16 protein-coding genes are annotated in these 18,034 nt (G+C 66.1%); 2 read left to right on the top strand and 14 right to left on the bottom strand.

Annotation, left to right across the window (positions count from 1 at the left end; all coding sequences use genetic code 11):
• Positions 1-2 precede the first annotated feature (2 nt).
• From CH295_RS20840 to CH295_RS20795, 10 genes are all read right to left on the bottom strand, one after another.
• The gene (locus CH295_RS20840; RefSeq protein ID WP_037192681.1) at positions 3-1,508 is read right to left on the bottom strand and encodes a glutamate synthase subunit beta; all 1,506 of its coding nucleotides are present in this window, start codon (positions 1,506-1,508) and stop codon (positions 3-5) included.
• Positions 1,501-6,084, bottom strand: coding sequence for a glutamate synthase large subunit (gene gltB, locus CH295_RS20835; protein WP_094741862.1), 4,584 nt, complete (start codon positions 6,082-6,084; stop codon positions 1,501-1,503). The genes CH295_RS20840 and gltB overlap by 8 nt, the downstream gene beginning before the upstream one ends.
• 266 nt (positions 6,085-6,350) lie before the next feature.
• Positions 6,351-6,971: a TM2 domain-containing protein gene (locus tag CH295_RS28610; protein ID WP_502694520.1), complete on the bottom strand. Its 621-nt coding sequence runs from the start codon at positions 6,969-6,971 to the stop codon at positions 6,351-6,353.
• A 40-nt stretch (positions 6,972-7,011) separates the two neighbouring features.
• Positions 7,012-7,884 carry a TM2 domain-containing protein gene (locus CH295_RS20825; protein ID WP_094635407.1) on the bottom strand — a complete coding sequence of 291 codons (873 nt, stop codon included), beginning with the start codon at positions 7,882-7,884 and terminating at the stop codon, positions 7,012-7,014.
• Complete coding sequence (lgt, locus tag CH295_RS20820) at positions 7,877-8,899, bottom strand: prolipoprotein diacylglyceryl transferase (protein ID WP_094741799.1); 1,023 nt, start codon at positions 8,897-8,899, stop codon at positions 7,877-7,879. Before lgt ends, CH295_RS20825 begins: the two co-directional genes overlap by 8 nt.
• On the bottom strand, positions 8,896-9,699 hold the full coding sequence (trpA, locus tag CH295_RS20815; RefSeq protein WP_037192689.1) for a tryptophan synthase subunit alpha: 804 nt from the start codon (positions 9,697-9,699) through the stop codon (positions 8,896-8,898). The genes lgt and trpA overlap by 4 nt, the downstream gene beginning before the upstream one ends.
• Complete coding sequence (gene trpB / locus CH295_RS20810; protein WP_052047895.1) at positions 9,696-10,967, bottom strand: tryptophan synthase subunit beta; 1,272 nt, start codon at positions 10,965-10,967, stop codon at positions 9,696-9,698. Before trpB ends, trpA begins: the two co-directional genes overlap by 4 nt.
• Before the next feature lie 120 nt (positions 10,968-11,087).
• Positions 11,088-11,897: an indole-3-glycerol phosphate synthase TrpC gene (gene trpC, locus CH295_RS20805; protein WP_037192691.1), complete on the bottom strand. Its 810-nt coding sequence runs from the start codon at positions 11,895-11,897 to the stop codon at positions 11,088-11,090.
• 79 nt (positions 11,898-11,976) lie between these two features.
• Positions 11,977-12,642: a TIGR02234 family membrane protein gene (locus CH295_RS20800; RefSeq protein WP_094635410.1), complete on the bottom strand. Its 666-nt coding sequence runs from the start codon at positions 12,640-12,642 to the stop codon at positions 11,977-11,979.
• Positions 12,639-14,207, bottom strand: a complete 1,569-nt coding sequence (locus CH295_RS20795; RefSeq protein WP_037192694.1) for an anthranilate synthase component I — start codon at positions 14,205-14,207, stop codon at positions 12,639-12,641. Before CH295_RS20795 ends, CH295_RS20800 begins: the two co-directional genes overlap by 4 nt.
• 56 nt (positions 14,208-14,263) lie before the next feature.
• On the opposite strand from CH295_RS20795, the gene CH295_RS20790 reads away from it, so the two are divergent.
• Both CH295_RS20790 and CH295_RS20785 read left to right on the top strand, forming a co-directional pair.
• Positions 14,264-14,725 (top strand): peroxiredoxin, encoded by a 462-nt coding sequence (locus CH295_RS20790; protein ID WP_037192697.1) that lies wholly within the window; start codon positions 14,264-14,266, stop codon positions 14,723-14,725.
• An 88-nt stretch (positions 14,726-14,813) separates the two neighbouring features.
• Entirely contained in the window at positions 14,814-15,320 is a 507-nt protein-coding gene (locus CH295_RS20785) for a MarR family winged helix-turn-helix transcriptional regulator (RefSeq protein WP_094741798.1), read from the top strand.
• On the opposite strand, the gene hisI is transcribed toward CH295_RS20785, so the two are convergent.
• The 4 genes from hisI to priA are packed head-to-tail and all read right to left on the bottom strand — an operon-like array spanning position 15,311 to position 18,022.
• Positions 15,311-15,664: a phosphoribosyl-AMP cyclohydrolase gene (hisI, locus tag CH295_RS20780; protein ID WP_037192701.1), complete on the bottom strand. Its 354-nt coding sequence runs from the start codon at positions 15,662-15,664 to the stop codon at positions 15,311-15,313. The genes CH295_RS20785 and hisI overlap by 10 nt on opposite strands.
• Before the next feature lie 15 nt (positions 15,665-15,679).
• Complete coding sequence (gene hisF / locus CH295_RS20775) at positions 15,680-16,453, bottom strand: imidazole glycerol phosphate synthase subunit HisF (protein WP_094741797.1); 774 nt, start codon at positions 16,451-16,453, stop codon at positions 15,680-15,682.
• Positions 16,450-17,280 (bottom strand): inositol monophosphatase family protein, encoded by an 831-nt coding sequence (locus CH295_RS20770; RefSeq protein WP_094741796.1) that lies wholly within the window; start codon positions 17,278-17,280, stop codon positions 16,450-16,452. Before CH295_RS20770 ends, hisF begins: the two co-directional genes overlap by 4 nt.
• A gap of 7 nt (positions 17,281-17,287) precedes the next feature.
• Positions 17,288-18,022, bottom strand: coding sequence for a bifunctional 1-(5-phosphoribosyl)-5-((5-phosphoribosylamino)methylideneamino)imidazole-4-carboxamide isomerase/phosphoribosylanthranilate isomerase PriA (gene priA, locus CH295_RS20765; protein ID WP_094635411.1), 735 nt, complete (start codon positions 18,020-18,022; stop codon positions 17,288-17,290).
• Positions 18,023-18,034 lie beyond the last annotated feature (12 nt).

Below are 18,034 nucleotides of genomic sequence, written 5' to 3'. Positions count from 1 at the left end.
GGTCACACGACCGCCAGCGGCAGTGCGGTCGGGTGTACCGGCGACGGCAATTCCGAGTGTCCGGTGAGGAAAGCGTCGACTCCATGGGCCGCCGATCGACCCTCCGCGATCGCCCACACGACCAACGAAGCCCCGCGATGCGCATCCCCGCACACGAACACGCCGGGTGCCGTGGTCTGCCAGTCGGGACCACACGAGAGCGCGCCCCGCTTGGTCAGTGCCAGGCCGTACTCGTCGAGCAGCGGACCGTGCTCGACGCCCTCGAAACCGATGGCGAACAACGCCAGATCACAGGGCAATTCGATCTCCTCCCCGATGGGCGTGACGATGCGTCGACCGTCCGCGTCGCGTTGCACCTCCACCTCGGCGAGCACCATCGCACGAACGTGCCCGCGCTCGTCACCGAGGAATCGCTGAACCGCGACCTGATGACGCACGACGCCACCCTCGGCGTGCGCGGGCGAGGTGCGCAGCACCAGCGGCCACGACGGCCACGGCGAGAGACTGTCGTCGCGAGCCCCGGGCAGAGCCGGGTTGTAGTCGAGCTGAGTGACCGAAGCGGCACCTTGGCGGTGGGCCGTACCCAGGCAGTCGGCTCCGGTGTCACCGCCACCGATGATGACCACGTGCTTGTCCGCTGCGGAGATGGAGGTGGGACCGTCGCCCTCGCATTCCTTGTTCGACGGCACCAGATGCTCCATGGCCAGGTGGATACCGTCGAGCTCGCGACCGATGACCTCGGCGTTGTCACGGGCCCGCAGAGCTCCGACCGCGAGAACGACTGCGTCGAAGGATTCGCGCAGTTGCTCGACGGTGAAATCGATCCCGACCTCGCAGTCGGTGACGAAGTGCGTTCCCTCGGCCCGCATCTGCATGAGGCGCTGATCGAGCACGGACTTCTCGAGCTTGAACTCGGGGATGCCGTAGCGGAGCAGTCCGCCGAGACGATCGTCACGCTCGTACACGGTGACGTCGTGCCCGGCGCGCGTGAGCTGTTGCGCCGCAGCCAATCCCGCAGGACCGGATCCGACGACGGCGACCCGCTTGCCGGTGGTGATCGTCGGCGGCTGCGGAACGATGCTGCCGTCTTCCCAGGCCAGGTCAGCGATGGTCTGCTCGACCCGCTTGATCGTCACGCTTCCGCCGGTGGCCGCCTCGGAGATGGAGAGCACACACGCCGATTCACACGGGGCCGGGCAGACCCGCCCGGTGAACTCCGGAAAGTTGTTGGTCGCATGCAGTCGGTCGCTGGCCGCATCCCAGCGGCCGCGGCGCACCAGGTCGTTCCACTCGGGAATCAGATTTCCCAGCGGGCAGCCCGCAGTTCCCGAGTGGCAGAACGGAATACCGCAGTCCATGCAGCGACGCGCCTGATCGGAGACCTCGGCAGCACGCTCGCTCGCCGGCTGGTGCGAGTACACCTCGTTCCAGTCCTTGACGCGCTCGCCGATCGGACGCTTGGCAGCCTCACGCTTGACGACTTTCAGAAATCCCTGTGGATCAGCCACGTGCAGCCTCCATGATCGCAGCATCGACGTCGCGCCCTTCGGCGCGCGCCATTCTTGTCGCTTCCAGCACCCGCTGGTAGTCGACGGGCATGACCTTGGTGAACAGCGCAGACCTCCGGGGCCAGTCGGCCAGCAACGAGGTCGCGACGGTGGAACCGGTCCACCGTCGGTGATTCTCGACGGTCTCGCGCAGCCACACCAGATCGTCCGGGTTGGGCACCTGCAGTTCGACCATCGCCATGTTCACGTCCGCCGGATCGAGACCGAGGACGAACGCGATACCGCCGGACATACCCGCCGCCATGTTGCGACCGGTGGGCCCGAGCACCACGACACGACCGCCGGTCATGTACTCGAACGCGTGGTCGCCCACGCCCTCGTTCACCGCGATCGCTCCCGAGTTACGGACCGCGAACCGCTCCCCTGCCTTGCCGCGCAGGTACACCTCGCCCGAGGTGGCACCGTAGAGAATGGTGTTTCCTGCGATCACGTTGTCCTCTGCGACGAACGGTGCATCCTCGGCGGGCCGCACGACGATTCGGCCACCCGACAATCCCTTGCCGACATAGTCGTTTGCATCACCGACCAGGTCGATGGTGATGCCCGGCGGCAGGAAGGCCCCGAGAGACTGACCGGCCGATCCGGTGAACGCGATGCGAATGGTGTCGTCCGGCAACCCGACCGCGCCGTAACGCCGGGTGACCTCGGACCCCAGCAGAGTTCCGACGGTGCGATTGACGTTGCGTACCGGCAGCTCGAGCTTCACCGGATGCGCGTCCTCGAGCGCTCCCTCGGCCAACTGGATCAGAGTGCGGTCCAGCGCGAGATCGAGACCGTGGTCCTGCGCGCGGAGGCGTCGACGCTGCGTCATCGGGGCACCGTGGCGGTCGACGGGCATCGCGAAGATCGGCGCGAGATCGAGTCCCTTGCTCTTCCAGTGCGCCACTCCGGCTGCCGTCTCGAGCGCATCGGCGTGACCGACGGCCTCGTCGATGCTCCGGAAACCGAGCTGCGCGAGGTACTTTCGCACGTCCTCGGCGATGAACTTGAAGAAGTCCTCGAGGAACTCGGGTTTGCCGGTGAACCGCTTGCGCAGCTCCGGGTTCTGCGTCGCGACACCGACCGGGCAGGTGTCGAGGTGGCAGACGCGCATCATGATGCACCCGGCCACGATCAGCGGGGCCGTCGAGAACCCGAATTCCTCCGCACCGAGCAGCGCCGCAACGATGACGTCGCGTCCGGTGCGCATGCCCCCGTCGCACTGCACGGTGATGCGATCACGCAAGCCGTTGAGCACCAGCGTCTGCTGGGCGTCGGCAAGGCCGATCTCCCATGGAGCGCCTGCATGCTTGAGCGAGGTCAACGGCGCAGCACCGGTTCCGCCGTCGTATCCGGAGATCAGGACGACATCGGCGTGGGCCTTGCTCACGCCCGTCGCCACCGTGCCGACGCCGACGGAACTGACGAGCTTGACGTGCACGCGCGCCTTCTCGTTGGCGTTCTTGAGATCGTGGATCAGCTGCGCGAGATCCTCGATCGAATAGATGTCATGGTGCGGGGGCGGCGAGATGAGGCCGACACCCGGCGTCGAGTGTCGGGTCTTGGCCACCCACGGGTACACCTTGTAACCGGGCAGCTGGCCACCCTCGCCCGGCTTGGCACCCTGCGCCATCTTGATCTGAATGTCCGTCGCGTTGACCAGATAGTCGCTGGTGACACCGAACCGACCACTGGCCACCTGCTTGACTGCACTGCGTCGCGTCGGGTCGTAGAGCCGGTCGACGTCCTCGCCGCCCTCCCCCGAGTTGGACCGTCCGCCCAGATTGTTCATCGCGACGGCCATCGTCTCGTGCGCCTCGGCGGAGATGGATCCGTAGCTCATCGCGCCGGTGTTGAACCGCGTGACGATCGACTCGACCGATTCCACCTCGTCGAGCGGAACCGGCGGCCTGACACCGTCCTTGAACTCGAACAGACCGCGCAGCGCACCGCCTTCGCGAGCGAGCCGGTCCACCTCGTCGGTGTACTTCTGGAACACGTCGTATCGACCGGTACGCGTTGCGTGCTGCAGCAGGAACACCGTCTCGGGGGTGAACAGGTGCAGCTCGCCTTCGCGCCGGAACTGGTATTCACCGCCGATCTCCAACCGGCGATGGACGCGGTCGGTCGGATTCTCGGGGTACGCCCGCCGATGGCGCAGCTTGACCTCCTCGGCGAGCACGTCGAGACCGACGCCGCCGAGCTTGCTGACCGTGCCCTTGAAGTACTCGCGCACCACCTCGCGATCGAGACCGACGGCCTCGAAAACCTGTGCGCCGGTGTAGGACCCGACGGTCGAGATACCCATCTTCGACATCACCTTGAGCACGCCCTTGCCGAGCCCGTACAGGTAATTCCGTACCGCGATCGTCGGTTCGACTCCGGTGAGTTCGCCTTCGCCGACCAGATCCTCGATCGACTCCATCGCCAGATACGGGTTGACCGCTGCGGCACCGAAGCCGATGAGCAGCGCCAGATGGTGCACCTCGCGCGCGTCACCGGATTCGACGACGAGCGCAATCTTGGTGCGCTCCTTCGTGCGAACCAGGTGATGGTGCACCGCCGAGGTGGCCAGCAGGGACGGGATCGGGGCGCGGGTGTGGTCCGAATCGCGATCGGAGATGATCAGCGTGGTGTACCCCGCAGCGATCGCCTCCGATGCCCGGGCACGCAACTCCTCGATGGCCTCGGCGAGACCTTCGCCGCCGCGCTCGACCTCGTACAGCCCACGCAACACCGTGGCCGACAGTCCCGGATGGTCGCCGTCGTCGTTGATATGAATGATCTTGTTGAGCTCGTCGTTGTCGAGCACCGGCCACGGCAACACGATCTGCCTGCACGACGCAGCAGTGGGCTCGAGCAGGTTCTGCTCCGGACCCATCACCCGCGCGAGCGAGGTCACGATCTCCTCGCGGATCGAGTCGAGCGGCGGGTTGGTGACCTGCGCAAACAGTTCGATGAAGTAGTCGTAGAGCTGGCGCGATCGCTGCGACATCACTGCGGCCGGGGTATCGGTACCCATCGAACCGAGCGGCTCGCCCCCGGATGCGGCCATCGGCGTCAGTACGACGCGGAGGTCTTCCTCGGTGTAGCCGAAAGCGACCTGCCTGCGCACCACCGAGTCGTGGTTGTACTGGATGTGAGCACGCTCGGGCAGGCTCTTGATCTCGAGCAGACCCGCGTGCAGCCACTCCTGGTACGGATGTTCGGTTGCCAGTTGGAGTTTGATCTCCTCGTCCGGCACGAGACGTCCGGCGACGGTGTCGATCAGGAACATCTTGCCGGGCTCGAGGCGACCTTTGGCGACGACCTCGGATTGGGGCACGTCGAGCACGCCTGCCTCACTGGCGAGGATCACGCGACCGTCCGCCGTCTGCCACCAGCGGCCGGGGCGAAGGCCGTTGCGATCCAGCACGGCTCCGACATAGCTGCCGTCGGTGAACGTCACGCAGGCCGGACCGTCCCAGGCCTCCATCATCGACGAGTGGAACTGGTAGAACGCTCGCACCCGCGGATCCATCGTGCGGTGGTTCTCCCACGGCTCGGGCACCATCATCATCACCACGTGCGGCACGCTGCGTCCGCCGAGGTGCAGTAGTTCGAGCACCTCGTCCAGGGACACCGAGTCCGAGGCATCGGGGTTGCAGATCGGGAACAAACGCTCCAGGTCCCCGGGGATCAGGTCGCTCGACAGCAACGCTTCGCGAGCCCGCATCCTGTTTCGGTTGCCCTTGACGGTGTTGATCTCGCCGTTGTGCGCGACGTAGCGATGCGGGTGCGCCAGCGGCCACGACGGGAACGTGTTGGTCGAGAAGCGACTGTGCACGATGGCAATGGCGCTCGTGCACAAAGGGTTACGAAGTTCCGGAAAGTACAGCGGCAGCTGCATCGTGGTAAGCATGCCCTTGTAGACGATGGTGCGCGAGGACAGCGACGGAAAGAACAGCCCCGACCCCTCGGCCTCGATCTCGGGGGTGACCCGCTCGGAACGCTTGCGCAATCCGTAGACGAGACGGTCGAGCGCGAGACCGGCGGGACGCGTGCCGTCGACCTCGGGGGCGGTGACGTAGAGGTAGCTCATGTAGGGCATGCAGCCGAGGGCGGTGAGGCCCACATCGGCTCGATCGGGATCGACCTCGACCGGAACCCAACCCAGGATGTCCAGACCCTCTTCGGCCGCAACGGTTTCGACGCGCTCGACGGCGATCGCGCGCTCACGGATGCCCTGCGGCAGAAAACACACTCCGGCCGCGAACGTGTTGTCGCCGTCGGCTCCGGCCGCGGGCAGATCGAACGGCGCGAGGGAGGCGAGGAGTTCGACCGGCAGCTGGATCAGAATGCCCGCGCCGTCACCACTGTTGGGCTCGGCACCGGCAGCTCCGCGATGCTCCAGGTTCTCCAGTGCCAGAACGCCGTCGGCGACGATCGCGTGGGAGCGGCGACCCGCGATGTCGGCGATCATCGCCACGCCACAGGAATCCTTCTCCGAGCTCGGGTCGTACAGACCTTGCTCCGCAGGCATCCGAGAAAACAGCACCACGATCACCTCCACGTAGGCCGGTGGGGTGCGTGCAAGCGGTGCAGTGTCTTCGACCCTGCATCGGAAGTCTCGGCAACCCCGCCGGCTGGTCGGCTCGAGTCGACCGGGACGGTCGGATGAGCCGAATTGAACTGCCTATCGGGAATTCACCGGGACAGCTCTGGCCCGCGAAAGAATCCGAGATCTCTCCCGGATGGCGAAATCGTAGCAGCTGTCATTCGCATCGATGCAATCGCGAATGACAGCTGTGACGAATGTGATCGTCAGTCGCGCAACGGTCGACCGTGCTCATCACGCACGCTGCCGGTGAGCATCATGATGCCGTCGATCAACGGCCAGATTCCGCCGATACCGCAGGTGAGCCACGTGACGGCTATCTGCGCCACCGCGATGCCCGGCTGATTCAGATAGAAACGCCCTGCACCGAACGCGCCCAACAGGATGCCGAGCAGACCTGCCGTCAGCTTCTGCTTGTCGGAGAACGGCTCCCCGGTGACCGGGTGCCGACCGTACGGAGCCATCGGATCCATGTATCCGGGCCCGCCTGGGAACTGGGGGCCACCGTATTGGGGAGCGCCGTACTGAGGGCCGCCGTATTGGGGAGCGCCGTACTGCCCGCCCGCATACGGCGGGGGCGGCGGCGCACCGTACTGGCCGGACCCTTCGGATGGCGGTGGGTAACCCGCTCCGGGCGGAGGTCCGAACCGGCCCTGCTCGTCGACGTCGGGAGTGCTGTAGTTCGGCGTGCTGTAGTTCGGGTCGGGAACCCCGTAGACGGGACCCGACCCTGCGGGAGTGCCTTTTTCGAACGAGATGGTCGGCTCCGACGGAGTGGATCCATCGCCCGAGGATCCGTCCGAAGACGGTGTACCCGATTCACCCATGTCGAGCTCCCTTACGTCCGATGCAGTATCAGCGAGGGCATCAGTCTCTCAGCTTTCGCCCCTGAGGATCCTTCACATTGCCCACCAGTATCAGAACGCCGTCGACGAGATGCCAGACGAACAGCCCGAACAACACGACCAGTCCGAGGCCGAACGCTGCGATGAGCAGCACCCCCAAGAAGAACACCAACAGCTGTGCGACGCCGATCCCGATACTGCCGAGGTAGAAACGACCGACACCCAACCAGCCGAGAAATATCTGCAGCAGGCCGCCGACGATCTTGGACTTGTCCGACAGCGCCTCGCCGGTCATCGGATCACGCCCGTACGGCGCGTCGGGGCCTACACCGAACGCGGGTCCACCCTGGTAGCCAGGGGGTATCCCGTAACCCTGCGGGCCGTAGCCGTACTGCTGGCCGTACCCCTGCTGTTGCCCGAAGCCCTGCTGGCCGTACCCCTGCTGGCCGTAACCCTGCTGTTGCCCGAAGCCCTGTTGGCCGTACCCCTGCTGTTGGCCGTAACCCTGCTGCGGGTAGCCCTGCTGTCCGTAGTTCGGCTGCGAATAGCCCTGCTGGCCGTACTCCTGTTGCGGGTAGCCGGGAGGTGCCGGAAACCCACCGAGAGGATTGTCGGTACTGCCGTCGGGGCTCGGTGCCGGGTAGCTCGGCGTGCTGGACCAACCCGGTCCGTTTCCGATACCCGAGTACGTGTCCCACCCCGGACCCGTGGGGCCGGTCGGGCCGTGTGAGGGCGCGGACTCCGAGGTACCGGGTGCCTCCGAGAGCGACGCTTCGGCGGTGGCGTCGTAGTCGAACGGCGTGCCGAACGACGCGGTCGGCTTCGTCACGCTGTCGCTCGAATCGGCGGTGCCGGAACCCGATTCCGGATCAGGGGTCTTGTCGAAATCAACCACGGGTACTGCCTTCTTCCTCGGCTTTCTTGTCGGTTGCCCGAACGGGCTGCGCGTCGACGGTGTCTGAGGCCGTGGTGTCGTCGGCCGGCGTCGGGCGCGAGCCTTCCGCATCCGAGGAGGTGTCCTCGGGAGCAACCTCGCGATCCTCGTCGTCGTTCGACCTCAGCGTCGCCGGTTCCTCACGGCCTTTGGTGGCGATCACGAAGTACGCGATCGCCAGAACGAAGATGATGGCGGAGGTGAAGGTGTTGATGCGTATGCCGGCGATCGTCGTGGCGAAGTCGTTGCGCATCAGTTCCACCCAGAACCGTCCGGCGCAGTATCCGGCCACGTACAGCGCGAACAATCGACCGTGCCCGATCGTGTACTTGCGGTCGACGAGAACCAGAAGCACGACGACCGCGACGCTCCACAACAGTTCGTACAGGAACGTCGGATGCACCACTTTTTCCACGAAACCGGTCGAGATCCCGTTGAGTGGATCGAGCCGTCCGTTGGCGTCGACCCGTTCGTAGATCTCCAGACCCCACGGCTGGGTGGTGGCGCGTCCGTACAGTTCCTGGTTGAAGTAGTTGCCGATGCGGCCGATCGCCTGGGCCAGCAGAATCGGTGGACCGACGGCGTCACCGAACGCGGGCAACGGGATTCCGCGTCGACGGCAGGCGATCCAGGCACCGACGCCGCCGAGGAACACTGCTCCCCAGATTCCGAGGCCGCCGTTCCACACGTACAGCGCTTCGATCGGGTTTCCGCCGGGACCGAAGTACGTCTTCCAGTCGGTTGCCACGTGGTACAGCCGTCCGCCCAGCAGGCCGAACGGGACCGCCCAGACCGCGACGTCGAGGACTGTGCCCTTGGTTCCACCTCGGGCCACCCAGCGTCGATCACCCCACACCACGGCAACGATGATGCCGATGATGATGAACAGGGCGTAGGCCCGCAGAGCCAGCGGTCCGACGTGCCACACCCCCTGCGGCGGACTGGGAATGTAGGCCAGGATCGCGGTCGAAGTCACGACGCTACGTTAGCGGAACGGACACCCTCGGCGAGTTCCGTCGTCAGGTCGCGTACGGCGTCGAGTCCCTTGTCGACGGCACTGACCAGTGCCGAACCGACGATCACGGCGTCGGCGTAGCGGGCGATCTCGGCGGCCTGCGCACCCGAGCGGACCCCGAGCCCCACGCCGATGGGAATGTCGGAGTGTTGACGGATCCGGGCCGAGAGTGCAGGTGCCATCGAGGACACCGCGTCGCGGGCACCGGTGACACCCATCGTCGAGGCCGCGTAGACGAAGCCGCTACTGGCTTCGACGGTGCTGACGAGCCGCTCCTCGGTGGACGACGGGGCGACGAGGAAGATTCGGTCGAGTTCGTAGCGGTTCGAGACCTCGATCCATTCCTGCGCTTCGTCGGGAATGAGATCCGGGGTGATGATTCCGAGCCCACCCGCATTTGCGAGATCCCGGGCGAAGTTCTCGATGCCGTACTTGAGAACCAGGTTCCAGTAGGTCATGACGACCGCTTTTCCGCCCGCAGCAGCGACCTGCTCGGTGACGGCGAAGACGTCCTTGACCCGGGCCCCGGCTCGCAGTGCCACATCTGCCGCGGCCTGGATCGTGGGGCCGTCCATCACCGGATCGGAATACGGAATGCCGACCTCGACGATGTCGCATCCGGCGTCGACCATCGTCTTGAACACCTCGACCGACCGCGGCACCGTCGGAAAACCTGCCGGGAGGTAGCCGACGAGTGCTGCGCGCCCTTCGGCACGGCACTGCGCGAAGGTCCCGGAGAGGCGAGAGTCGTTGTTGCTCATGGCTTGATACCTGCTTCGTCGTCCACGTTCGCTTCGCCGTCTCCGTCGATCAGACCGAACCATTCGGCCGCGGTGTCGACGTCCTTGTCTCCACGTCCGGAGAGGTTCACCAGGATGATCGCGTCCTTGCCCAGCTCCTTGCCGAGGGTTAGCGCGCCGGCGATGGCGTGCGAGGACTCGATGGCCGGGATGATGCCTTCGGTTCGGCACAGTAGCTTGAAGGCGTTCATGGCTTCGGTATCGGTGATGCCGCGGTACTCGGCACGCCCGATGTCGTGCAGGTAGGAATGCTCCGGACCGACGCCCGGGTAGTCCAATCCCGCTGAGATGGAATGAGATTCGACGGTCTGACCGTCCTCGTCCTGCAGCAGGTAGGAGTACGCACCGTGCAGGGCTCCCGGAGTTCCACCGCTGATCGTCGCAGCGTGGCGGCCGGTCTCGACGCCGTCACCCGCCGCCTCGAAGCCGATCAGTCGAACATCCGCGTCGTCGATGAAGGCGTGGAAGATGCCGATCGCGTTGGATCCACCGCCGACGCAGGCAGCGATGGCGTCGGGCAGCCGGCCCGTGGACGCGAGGACCTGCTGCCGCGCTTCGAGGCCGATGATGCGCTGGAAATCGCGCACCATGACTGGGAAGGGGTGCGGCCCGGCGACGGTGCCGAAGCAGTAGTAGGTGTTGTCCGCGTTGGTGACCCAGTCGCGCAGCGCCTCGTTGATGGCGTCCTTGAGGGTGCGCGATCCCGACTTGACGGCCACGACACTGGACCCGAGCAGACGCATCCGAGCGACGTTGAGTGCCTGCCGTTCGGTGTCGACCTCGCCCATGTACACGACACAGTCGAGTCCGAGGAGCGCGCACGCCGTGGCGGTGGCCACTCCGTGCTGGCCTGCACCGGTCTCGGCGATGATCCGTGTCTTGCCCATGCGCTTGGCCAGGAGTACCTGGCCGAGAACGTTGTTGATCTTGTGAGAACCGGTGTGGTTGAGGTCTTCTCGCTTGAGAAGGATTCGAGCGCCGCCTGCGTGCTCGGACAACCGTGTCGCCTCGAAGACCGGCGAGGGGCGACCGGTGTAATCGCGCTGCAGTCGGTCGAGTTCACCGAGGAACTCGTTGTCGCTGCGCACCTTCTCGTACTCGGCGGTGACTTCCTCGATCACACCCATCAGCGCCTCGGGTACGAATCTGCCGCCGTAGACACCGAAATGGCCGCCCACATCAGGCTCGTGCGCGCTGCGATCGGTGAGGCCGATGCTGCTCTGCGGCAGATCAGCGCCCTTGAAACGGACTGCCTGCGGGGCGTCCGTGATGGAAGAAGAATTGCTGGTGCTCACCGGTCCAGTGTGCCCCAACGGCGGACCGCCGCCGCGCTCGGGTCGGGTGCCGGGTCAGCGTGCGGGCTTGGGGCACGACGGATGCGTTCCCGCCGTCACCAGGTCCGAGACGGCCGTGCGCGGATCCCCTGCGGTGACCAAGCCCTCGCCGACGAGTACCGCGTCGGCACCGGCACCGGCGTAGGCGAGCAGATCTGCAGTGCCCCGCACCCCGGACTCCGCGATACGAATGATCTCGCTGGGCAACCCGGGCGCGATACGGCCGAAGCTGTCACGATCGATCTCGAGCGTCTTCAGATTGCGGGCGTTGATGCCGATGACGCTGGCACCGGCCTCGAGGGCGCGATCCGCCTCGGCCTCGGTGTGCACCTCGACCAGCGCCGTCATACCCAGCGACTCGGTGCGATCGAGCAACGACGTCAACGCGTCCTGTTCGAGAGCCGCGACGATCAGCAGGATGACGTCGGCACCGTGCGCCCGAGCCTCGTGGATCTGATACGGACCGACGATGAAGTCCTTGCGCAGCACAGGAATCGAGACGGCGGCACGAACCGCGTCGAGGTCTGCGAGAGATCCGTGAAAGCGACGCTCTTCGGTGAGGACGCTGATGATGCGAGCGCCGCCCTGCTCGTATGCGCGAGCGAGAACAGCTGGATCACCGATGTCTGCCAACGCGCCCTTGGACGGGCTCGCCCGCTTCACTTCGGCGATGACGCCGATACCGTCCTCACGGAGGGCGGCTGCCGCGTCGAGGGGGGCCGGGGCTGCTTTCGCTGCTGCTTTCACGGCGGCGAAATCGACCACCGATTCGCGCGCGGCCACGTCGGCTCGTACACCGTCGAGAATCGAGTCGAGAACAGTCATGGTGCCCCCAGTCCTTTCTGAGCGTCGACGTCCGATGTGAGGAATCTCATCGGGGTCGGACCTAGCGTAGAGGTCCGTTTCAATCCGACGAACGCCGGGTACCGGACTCGTCGGTAGGGTCTTCACCGGCGTCGAGCGCGTCCCACATCATGCGTTCGGTGAGGTCCTCTCCCTCGTCCTGCACGCCGGCACCGGATGCCGTGGTGCGCGCGCGCCGAGCGACCTCGTCGCGACGCACCGCCGGGGCGTCGTACTTGGACGAGAGTACCTGCGTGGCAAACGTTTTCCGAATCGACACCACGGCAGCAGCGAAGGCGCAGACGGCACCGACGAGGGTGACGATCGCCGGCAGAACCGAGACGTCCGTCATCGAGACCTGGGCGCGTGCCGGAAGCTCCGCGAGCGCCGCGGACTCCGAATCCGACGCCCCGGCGGTGAGCAATCGAACTGCCGGAATCGCAGCCGCCACGGCCACAACGGCGATCAACAGGGCCAGCACCCGAGAGGCCCACCCCCGCACGGCGAACGACGCGGCGATCGCAGCCACCAGCACCAGCGCGAGCGGCGTCGTGGCAGCAGCCCAGGTGCTGCCGAGAAGCTCGTCGGTCCGGCTCTCGCCGAGTCCGTCGAACGACGTCACCCGAACCCAGGTCATTCTCGACGCGCCCCACAGGCACGCCGCTGCAACCACCAGAAGGGCGACGGGGAGAGCGGCCGACCCGCGGCGACCGGATCGCTCGCTCATCGGCCACCGACCTCACGGAGCGATTCCGCTGCGGCGACGGCTCCCAGCACCGCCATCGCCTTGTTCCGCGCCTCGTCGTCCTCGTATTCGGCAACCGAGTCGGCCACGACGCCTGCCCCGGCCTGAACGTACGCGGTGCCGTCCTTGATGAGGGCGGTGCGAATCGAGATGGCAGTGTCGGCGTCGCCCGCGAAGTCGAGGTAGCCGACGATGCCGCCGTAGATGCCGCGTCGCGTCGGCTCCAGCTCGTCGATCAGTTCCATCGCGCGCACCTTCGGTGCCCCGGACAGGGTGCCTGCCGGGAAGCAGGCCTTGACCGCGTCGAGGGCACGCTTGCCCTCGGCCAACCGTCCGGTGACCGTCGACACCAGATGCATGACGTGGCTGTATCGCTCGATGTGGCGGTAGTCGCTCACGCGCACGGTGCCGGGAGCGCAGACACGCCCGAGATCGTTGCGGCCCAGATCGACGAGCATCAGGTGCTCGGCGTTCTCCTTCTCGTCGGCGAGCAGATCCTTCTCGAGCAGCACGTCCTCTTCCTCGGACGTGCCGCGCCAACGCGTACCCGCGATCGGATGTGTGGTGGCCAGACCGTCGACCACCGTCACCAATGCCTCGGGGCTCGATCCGACGATGGAGAACGCCGTCTCGTCGTTCTCGCCCGGTACGTGCATCAGATACATGTACGGGCTGGGATTGGAGGCCCGCAGCATTCGGTAGACGTCGAGGGGCGACGCATCGGTGTCCATCTCGAAACGCTGGGAGAGCACCACCTGGAACGCCTCACCTGCTTCGATCTCCTCGACCAGGCGAGCGACGTCGGCACCGAACCCCTCGGACGTGCGCTGCCGGCGGAACTGCGGCGCAGGCCTGGACACGGTGGAGACGGTGGAGGCAGCGGGCTTCGACAGGTCCGCACACATGCGATCGAGACGGCGCACTGCGTCGTCGTACGCCTCGTCGACGTGATCGTCGGTGCCGTTCCAGTTCACGGCGTTCGCGATCAGGGTGATCGCGCCTTCGTGATGGTCGACGGCCGCGAGATCGGTGGCGAGCAGCATGACCATCTCCGGAACACCGAGGTCGTCCTGCGCGTGCTCGGGCAGTTTCTCGATGCGCCGCACCGAGTCGTATCCGAGGTAACCCACCATGCCACCGGTCAACGGGGGCAGACCCGGCAGCCGCTCCGAGTGCAGCAGCTCCAATGTCCGCGCCAGCACTTCGAGAGGATCGCCGCCGCTCGGCACCCCGGCGGGGACGTTGCCACGCCACGCGGCCTCACCGTCGATGACCGTGAGCGATGCCGGAGCACCTGCACCGATGAACGACCACCTGGACCACGAACTGCCGTTCTGTGCGGACTCGAGCAAGAAGGTTCCGGGTCGGTCGGCACCGAGCTTGCGGTACGCCGACAGAGGAGTCTCGGAGTCGGCGAGCACCTTTCGCGTCACGGGCACCACGCGGTGCTCTGCGGCGAGATGCCGGAACACCTCACGCGAGGTGGTCGAGTCCGAGTTCTCGGTGTCGGGAGTGGGGCTGGGGTCGGTGGTCGTCTCGCCGTGCATTGCTCCATCCTCCCAGGTTCGGGTGCAGGGTCGGCGCTCGCGGTAACCTGCCGAGCATGAAACCAGGCGAGCTCGTTCCCGATTTTTCCCTGCCGGACCAGACCGGAGAGACCCGAACACTGACCGAATTGCTGGCAAACGGTCCGATAGTGCTGTTCTTCTACCCCGCTGCATTCACCCCCGGGTGCACCGCCGAGGCGTGCCACTTCCGGGACCTGGCATCGGAGTTCGCCGAGGTCGGAGCAACCCGTGTCGGCATCAGTGCCGATGCCGTCGCCAAGCAGGCAGAGTTCGCCGCCTCGAAATCCTTCGACTACCCGCTGCTCTCCGACGAGGACGGCACCGTCGCCACCGCGTTCGGCGTCAAGCGCGGTCTGCTGGCCAAGCTGTCCCCGGTGAAGCGCGCGACGTTCGTCATCGGCACCGACCGGAAGGTCCTCGAGACCTTCTCCAGCGAAGTACGGTTCGAAGCGCATGCGGACAAGGCTCTGGAGTACCTGCGGGCACATCGCACCTAGAGCACTGTCCGACGCGATGCCTCGGGTGGGGGGAACCTCGAGGCATCATGTGCAGGCAACAACCAACTTGATCGAGAGGTTCCCCGCGATGGATACGTCGGCGACACCGCAACACACGGTGGATCCCCGTTGGCTCACCGAGAGTCAGCAGGAGGCCTGGCGATCACTCGTCGCTCTGGTCACTCGGTTGCCGGCAGCGTTGGACGCGCAGTTGCAGCGCGATTCGCAACTGACCCACTTCGACTACTTCGTCCTCGCCACGGTCAGCGAGAATCCACAGCGACGGATCCAACTCCGCGATCTGGCCGAGTACGCGAACGCCTCGCTCTCGCGCCTGTCACACGTGGTGACGAAGCTCGAGAAGGCCGGGTGGGTCAAGCGCGAGAACATCCCGGGCAGCCGCGGTTCCTATGCGGTACTGACCGACGCAGGCATGGCCAAGGTGGTGGAAGCGGCGCCCGGGCACGTCGGCACGGTGCAGTCGCTGGTGTTCGAGGGTCTGTCCGACGCGGAGGTCGAGCAGCTCGCGACCCTGAGTTCGACTCTGCTGGCGCAGTTGGACAAGGGAATTGCAGCGGGAACCGGTCACGCCTGAGTGTCGGGGCCCAACAGGACGTCGGCATCGAAGCAGGTATGTGTGCCGGTGTGGCACGCCGCGCCGACCTGATCGACGATCAGGAGCACGGTGTCACCGTCGCAGTCGAGCCGAACCTCGTGCACGTACTGCGTGTGACCCGACGTCTCACCCTTGACCCAGTACTGCTGCCTGGACCTGGAATAGTAAGTGCCCTTGCGGGTTTCGAGGGTTCGAGCGAGTGCCTCGTCGTCCATCCACGCCACCATGAGTACCTGACCGGTCGACCGTTCCTGCACGACAGCGCTGAACAGCCCGGCCTCGTTGCGCTTGAGCCGCGCGGACAGCGTGGGATCGAGTGTCATCGGAAATCCTCTTCGCTATCGAACGACGATGTGCTCGGCGCGCATCGCATCTTTGACCTGGCCGATGGTGAGATCGCCGAAATGGAACACGCTCGCGGCAAGCACCGCGTCCGCTCCGGCGTGCACGGCCGGCGAAAAGTGTTCCACCACGCCTGCTCCGCCGCTGGCGATCACCGGCACATGTACCGCGGACCGGACGGCGGCGATCATCGGCAGATCGAATCCGGCCTTCGTTCCGTCGGCGTCCATCGAATTGAGCAGAATCTCTCCGACGCCCAGTTCTGCACCACGTACCGCCCATTCGACGGCGTCGATGCCGGTGCCACGTTTGCCGCCGTGCGTGGTGACCTCCCAGCCCGACGGGGTGTCCTGCTGCCCCTGGGGGACGGTTCGGGCGTCGACCGAGAGCACGATGCACTGTGAGCCGAACCGTTCGCTGAGCTCACGCAGCAACTCCGGCCGGGCGATCGCAGCGGTGTTGACACTGACCTTGTCCGCCCCGGCTCGCAGCAGTCGATCCACATCGGCGACGGTGCGCACTCCCCCGCCGACGGTGAGCGGGATGAACACCTGCTCGGCGGTGCGGCTGACGACGTCGAGCATCGTGCCTCTGTCCGACGTCGACGCGGTGACGTCGAGGAAGGTCAGTTCGTCGGCTCCCTGCGCGTCGTAGACGGCCGCGAGCTCCACGGGATCGCCTGCGTCACGGAGGTTTTCGAAGTTCACTCCCTTGACGACCCGTCCGGCGTCGACGTCCAGGCACGGAATCACTCTGACCGCGACGCTCATCGCACCGGTCCTTCCAGATAGTCGACGGGATCACCGAGTTCGGTGATCACCTTCAGCAATTCTTCGTGCACTCCCGGTCCGGCTGCGAGGACCGACGCCGAGTCGACCGTCCAGGGTTCGCCCGCGAGGTCGGTGACGATTCCGCCAGCCGCGCGCACCAGCAGCGCACCGGCTGCATTGTCCCAGGCCCGGTGACCGAATACGACCGCGCCGCCGAGTACTCCACTGGCCGTGTAGGCCAGATCGACCCCGGTGGCACCGTGCATCCGCAATCGCGAGGAATGCATCGACAACTCTTCGAGGATGCGGAACCGGAACCGACCCGGCAGCGAACCGCGGCTGGCGACATTGAACGCACCGAACCCGATCATGGATTCGCGCAGCACTTTCGGCTGCAGTGCCGGAAGCGCGACACCGTTGAGCATCAGGGGGCCGCCCGCCACAGCGGCGAAACGCTGATCCACCAACGGCAGCCAGGTGAGTCCGAGGACCGGTTCTCCATCGTCGAGCAACGCCAACAACGTTCCGGCCGAAGGCAATCCCGACGAGTAGTTGAAGGTGCCGTCGATCGGGTCCAGCACCCAGACGAGTCCCGAATTCAGATCCGGTCCGCCGAACTCCTCACCGTGAACGGCAATTCCGGTGGCCTCGAGCAATTCCGCACCGAGCCGCCGCTCGAGTTCCAGATCCACCGCAGTGGCGAAGTCGTCGGGGCCCTTCTGCACTGCGCTCGGCGCGCCGACGCCGGCGACGAACCGATCGTGGATGCCATCGAGCAGACCACCGGCGATCTCGAGCAGACGAGTCGGTTCCTCGGGAAGGGTCATCCCTGTGTTACCGAGACACCGCAGCGAGGGCGTCCGGGAGCGTGAAACGTCCGGCGTACAGCGCCTTTCCGACGATGGAACCTTCCACACCCCGGTCGACCAGTCCGGCGATCGCTTCCAGGTCTGCAATCGTGGACACGCCGCCCGATGCGATGACCGGCTTGTCGGTCTTGGCACACACCTCGGCGAGCAGTTCCAGGTTGGGCCCGGTCAACGTGCCGTCCTTGGTGACGTCGGTGACGACGTAGCGCGAGCACCCGTCGCGTTCGAGCCGCTCGAGAACCTCCCACAGGTCGCCGCCGTCGCTCACCCAGCCGCGACCGCGCAACCGCGGCGCTCCGTCGACGATCAGCACGTCCAGACCGACGGCAACTCGATCGCCGAACTCGCCGATCGCGCGGGAGCACCACTGCGGATCTTCGAGGGCCGCGGTGCCGAGATTGACTCGCGCGCAACCGGTCGCCAGCGCCGCGCGCAGCGACTCGTCGTCACGAATTCCGCCGGACAGCTCCACCTTGACGTCGAGCTCGCCGACGACGGACGCCAGCAGCTCGCGGTTGGATCCGCGTCCGAACGCGGCGTCGAGATCCACGAGATGGACCCACTCGGCGCCGTCGTTCTGCCACGCGAGTGCAGCGTCGCGAGGCGACCCGTACTTCGTTTCGCTTCCGGCTTCTCCTTGAACGAGACGGACAGCTTCGCCGCCTGCGACATCGACAGCAGGTAATAAGACCAGGCTCACGTGCGGTTATGC

The sequence above is a fragment of the Rhodococcus sp. 14-2483-1-2 genome, from assembly GCF_002259405.1.
Classification (GTDB): Bacteria; Actinomycetota; Actinomycetes; order Mycobacteriales; family Mycobacteriaceae; genus Rhodococcoides.
The sequence above is the reverse complement of the archived record's forward strand: the minus strand, read 5'-3'. Positions and strand labels throughout refer to the sequence as shown.

What these genes read in the sequence shown, in the direction of transcription:
- CH295_RS28610 (WP_502694520.1), bottom strand. Translation starts at nt 6,971, where the DNA reads ATGGGTGAATCGGGTACACCGTCTTCGGACGGATCCTCGGGCGATGGA.
- trpA (WP_037192689.1), bottom strand. Translation starts at nt 9,699, where the DNA reads ATGAGCAACAACGACTCTCGCCTCTCCGGGACCTTCGCGCAGTGCCGT.
- trpC (WP_037192691.1), bottom strand. Translation starts at nt 11,897, where the DNA reads ATGACTGTTCTCGACTCGATTCTCGACGGTGTACGAGCCGACGTGGCC.
- CH295_RS20800 (WP_094635410.1), bottom strand. Translation starts at nt 12,642, where the DNA reads ATGAGCGAGCGATCCGGTCGCCGCGGGTCGGCCGCTCTCCCCGTCGCC.
- CH295_RS20795 (WP_037192694.1), bottom strand. Translation starts at nt 14,207, where the DNA reads ATGCACGGCGAGACGACCACCGACCCCAGCCCCACTCCCGACACCGAG.
- CH295_RS20790 (WP_037192697.1), top strand. Translation starts at nt 14,264, where the DNA reads ATGAAACCAGGCGAGCTCGTTCCCGATTTTTCCCTGCCGGACCAGACC.
- CH295_RS20785 (WP_094741798.1), top strand. Translation starts at nt 14,814, where the DNA reads ATGGATACGTCGGCGACACCGCAACACACGGTGGATCCCCGTTGGCTC.
- hisI (WP_037192701.1), bottom strand. Translation starts at nt 15,664, where the DNA reads ATGACACTCGATCCCACGCTGTCCGCGCGGCTCAAGCGCAACGAGGCC.
- hisF (WP_094741797.1), bottom strand. Translation starts at nt 16,453, where the DNA reads ATGAGCGTCGCGGTCAGAGTGATTCCGTGCCTGGACGTCGACGCCGGA.
- CH295_RS20770 (WP_094741796.1), bottom strand. Translation starts at nt 17,280, where the DNA reads ATGACCCTTCCCGAGGAACCGACTCGTCTGCTCGAGATCGCCGGTGGT.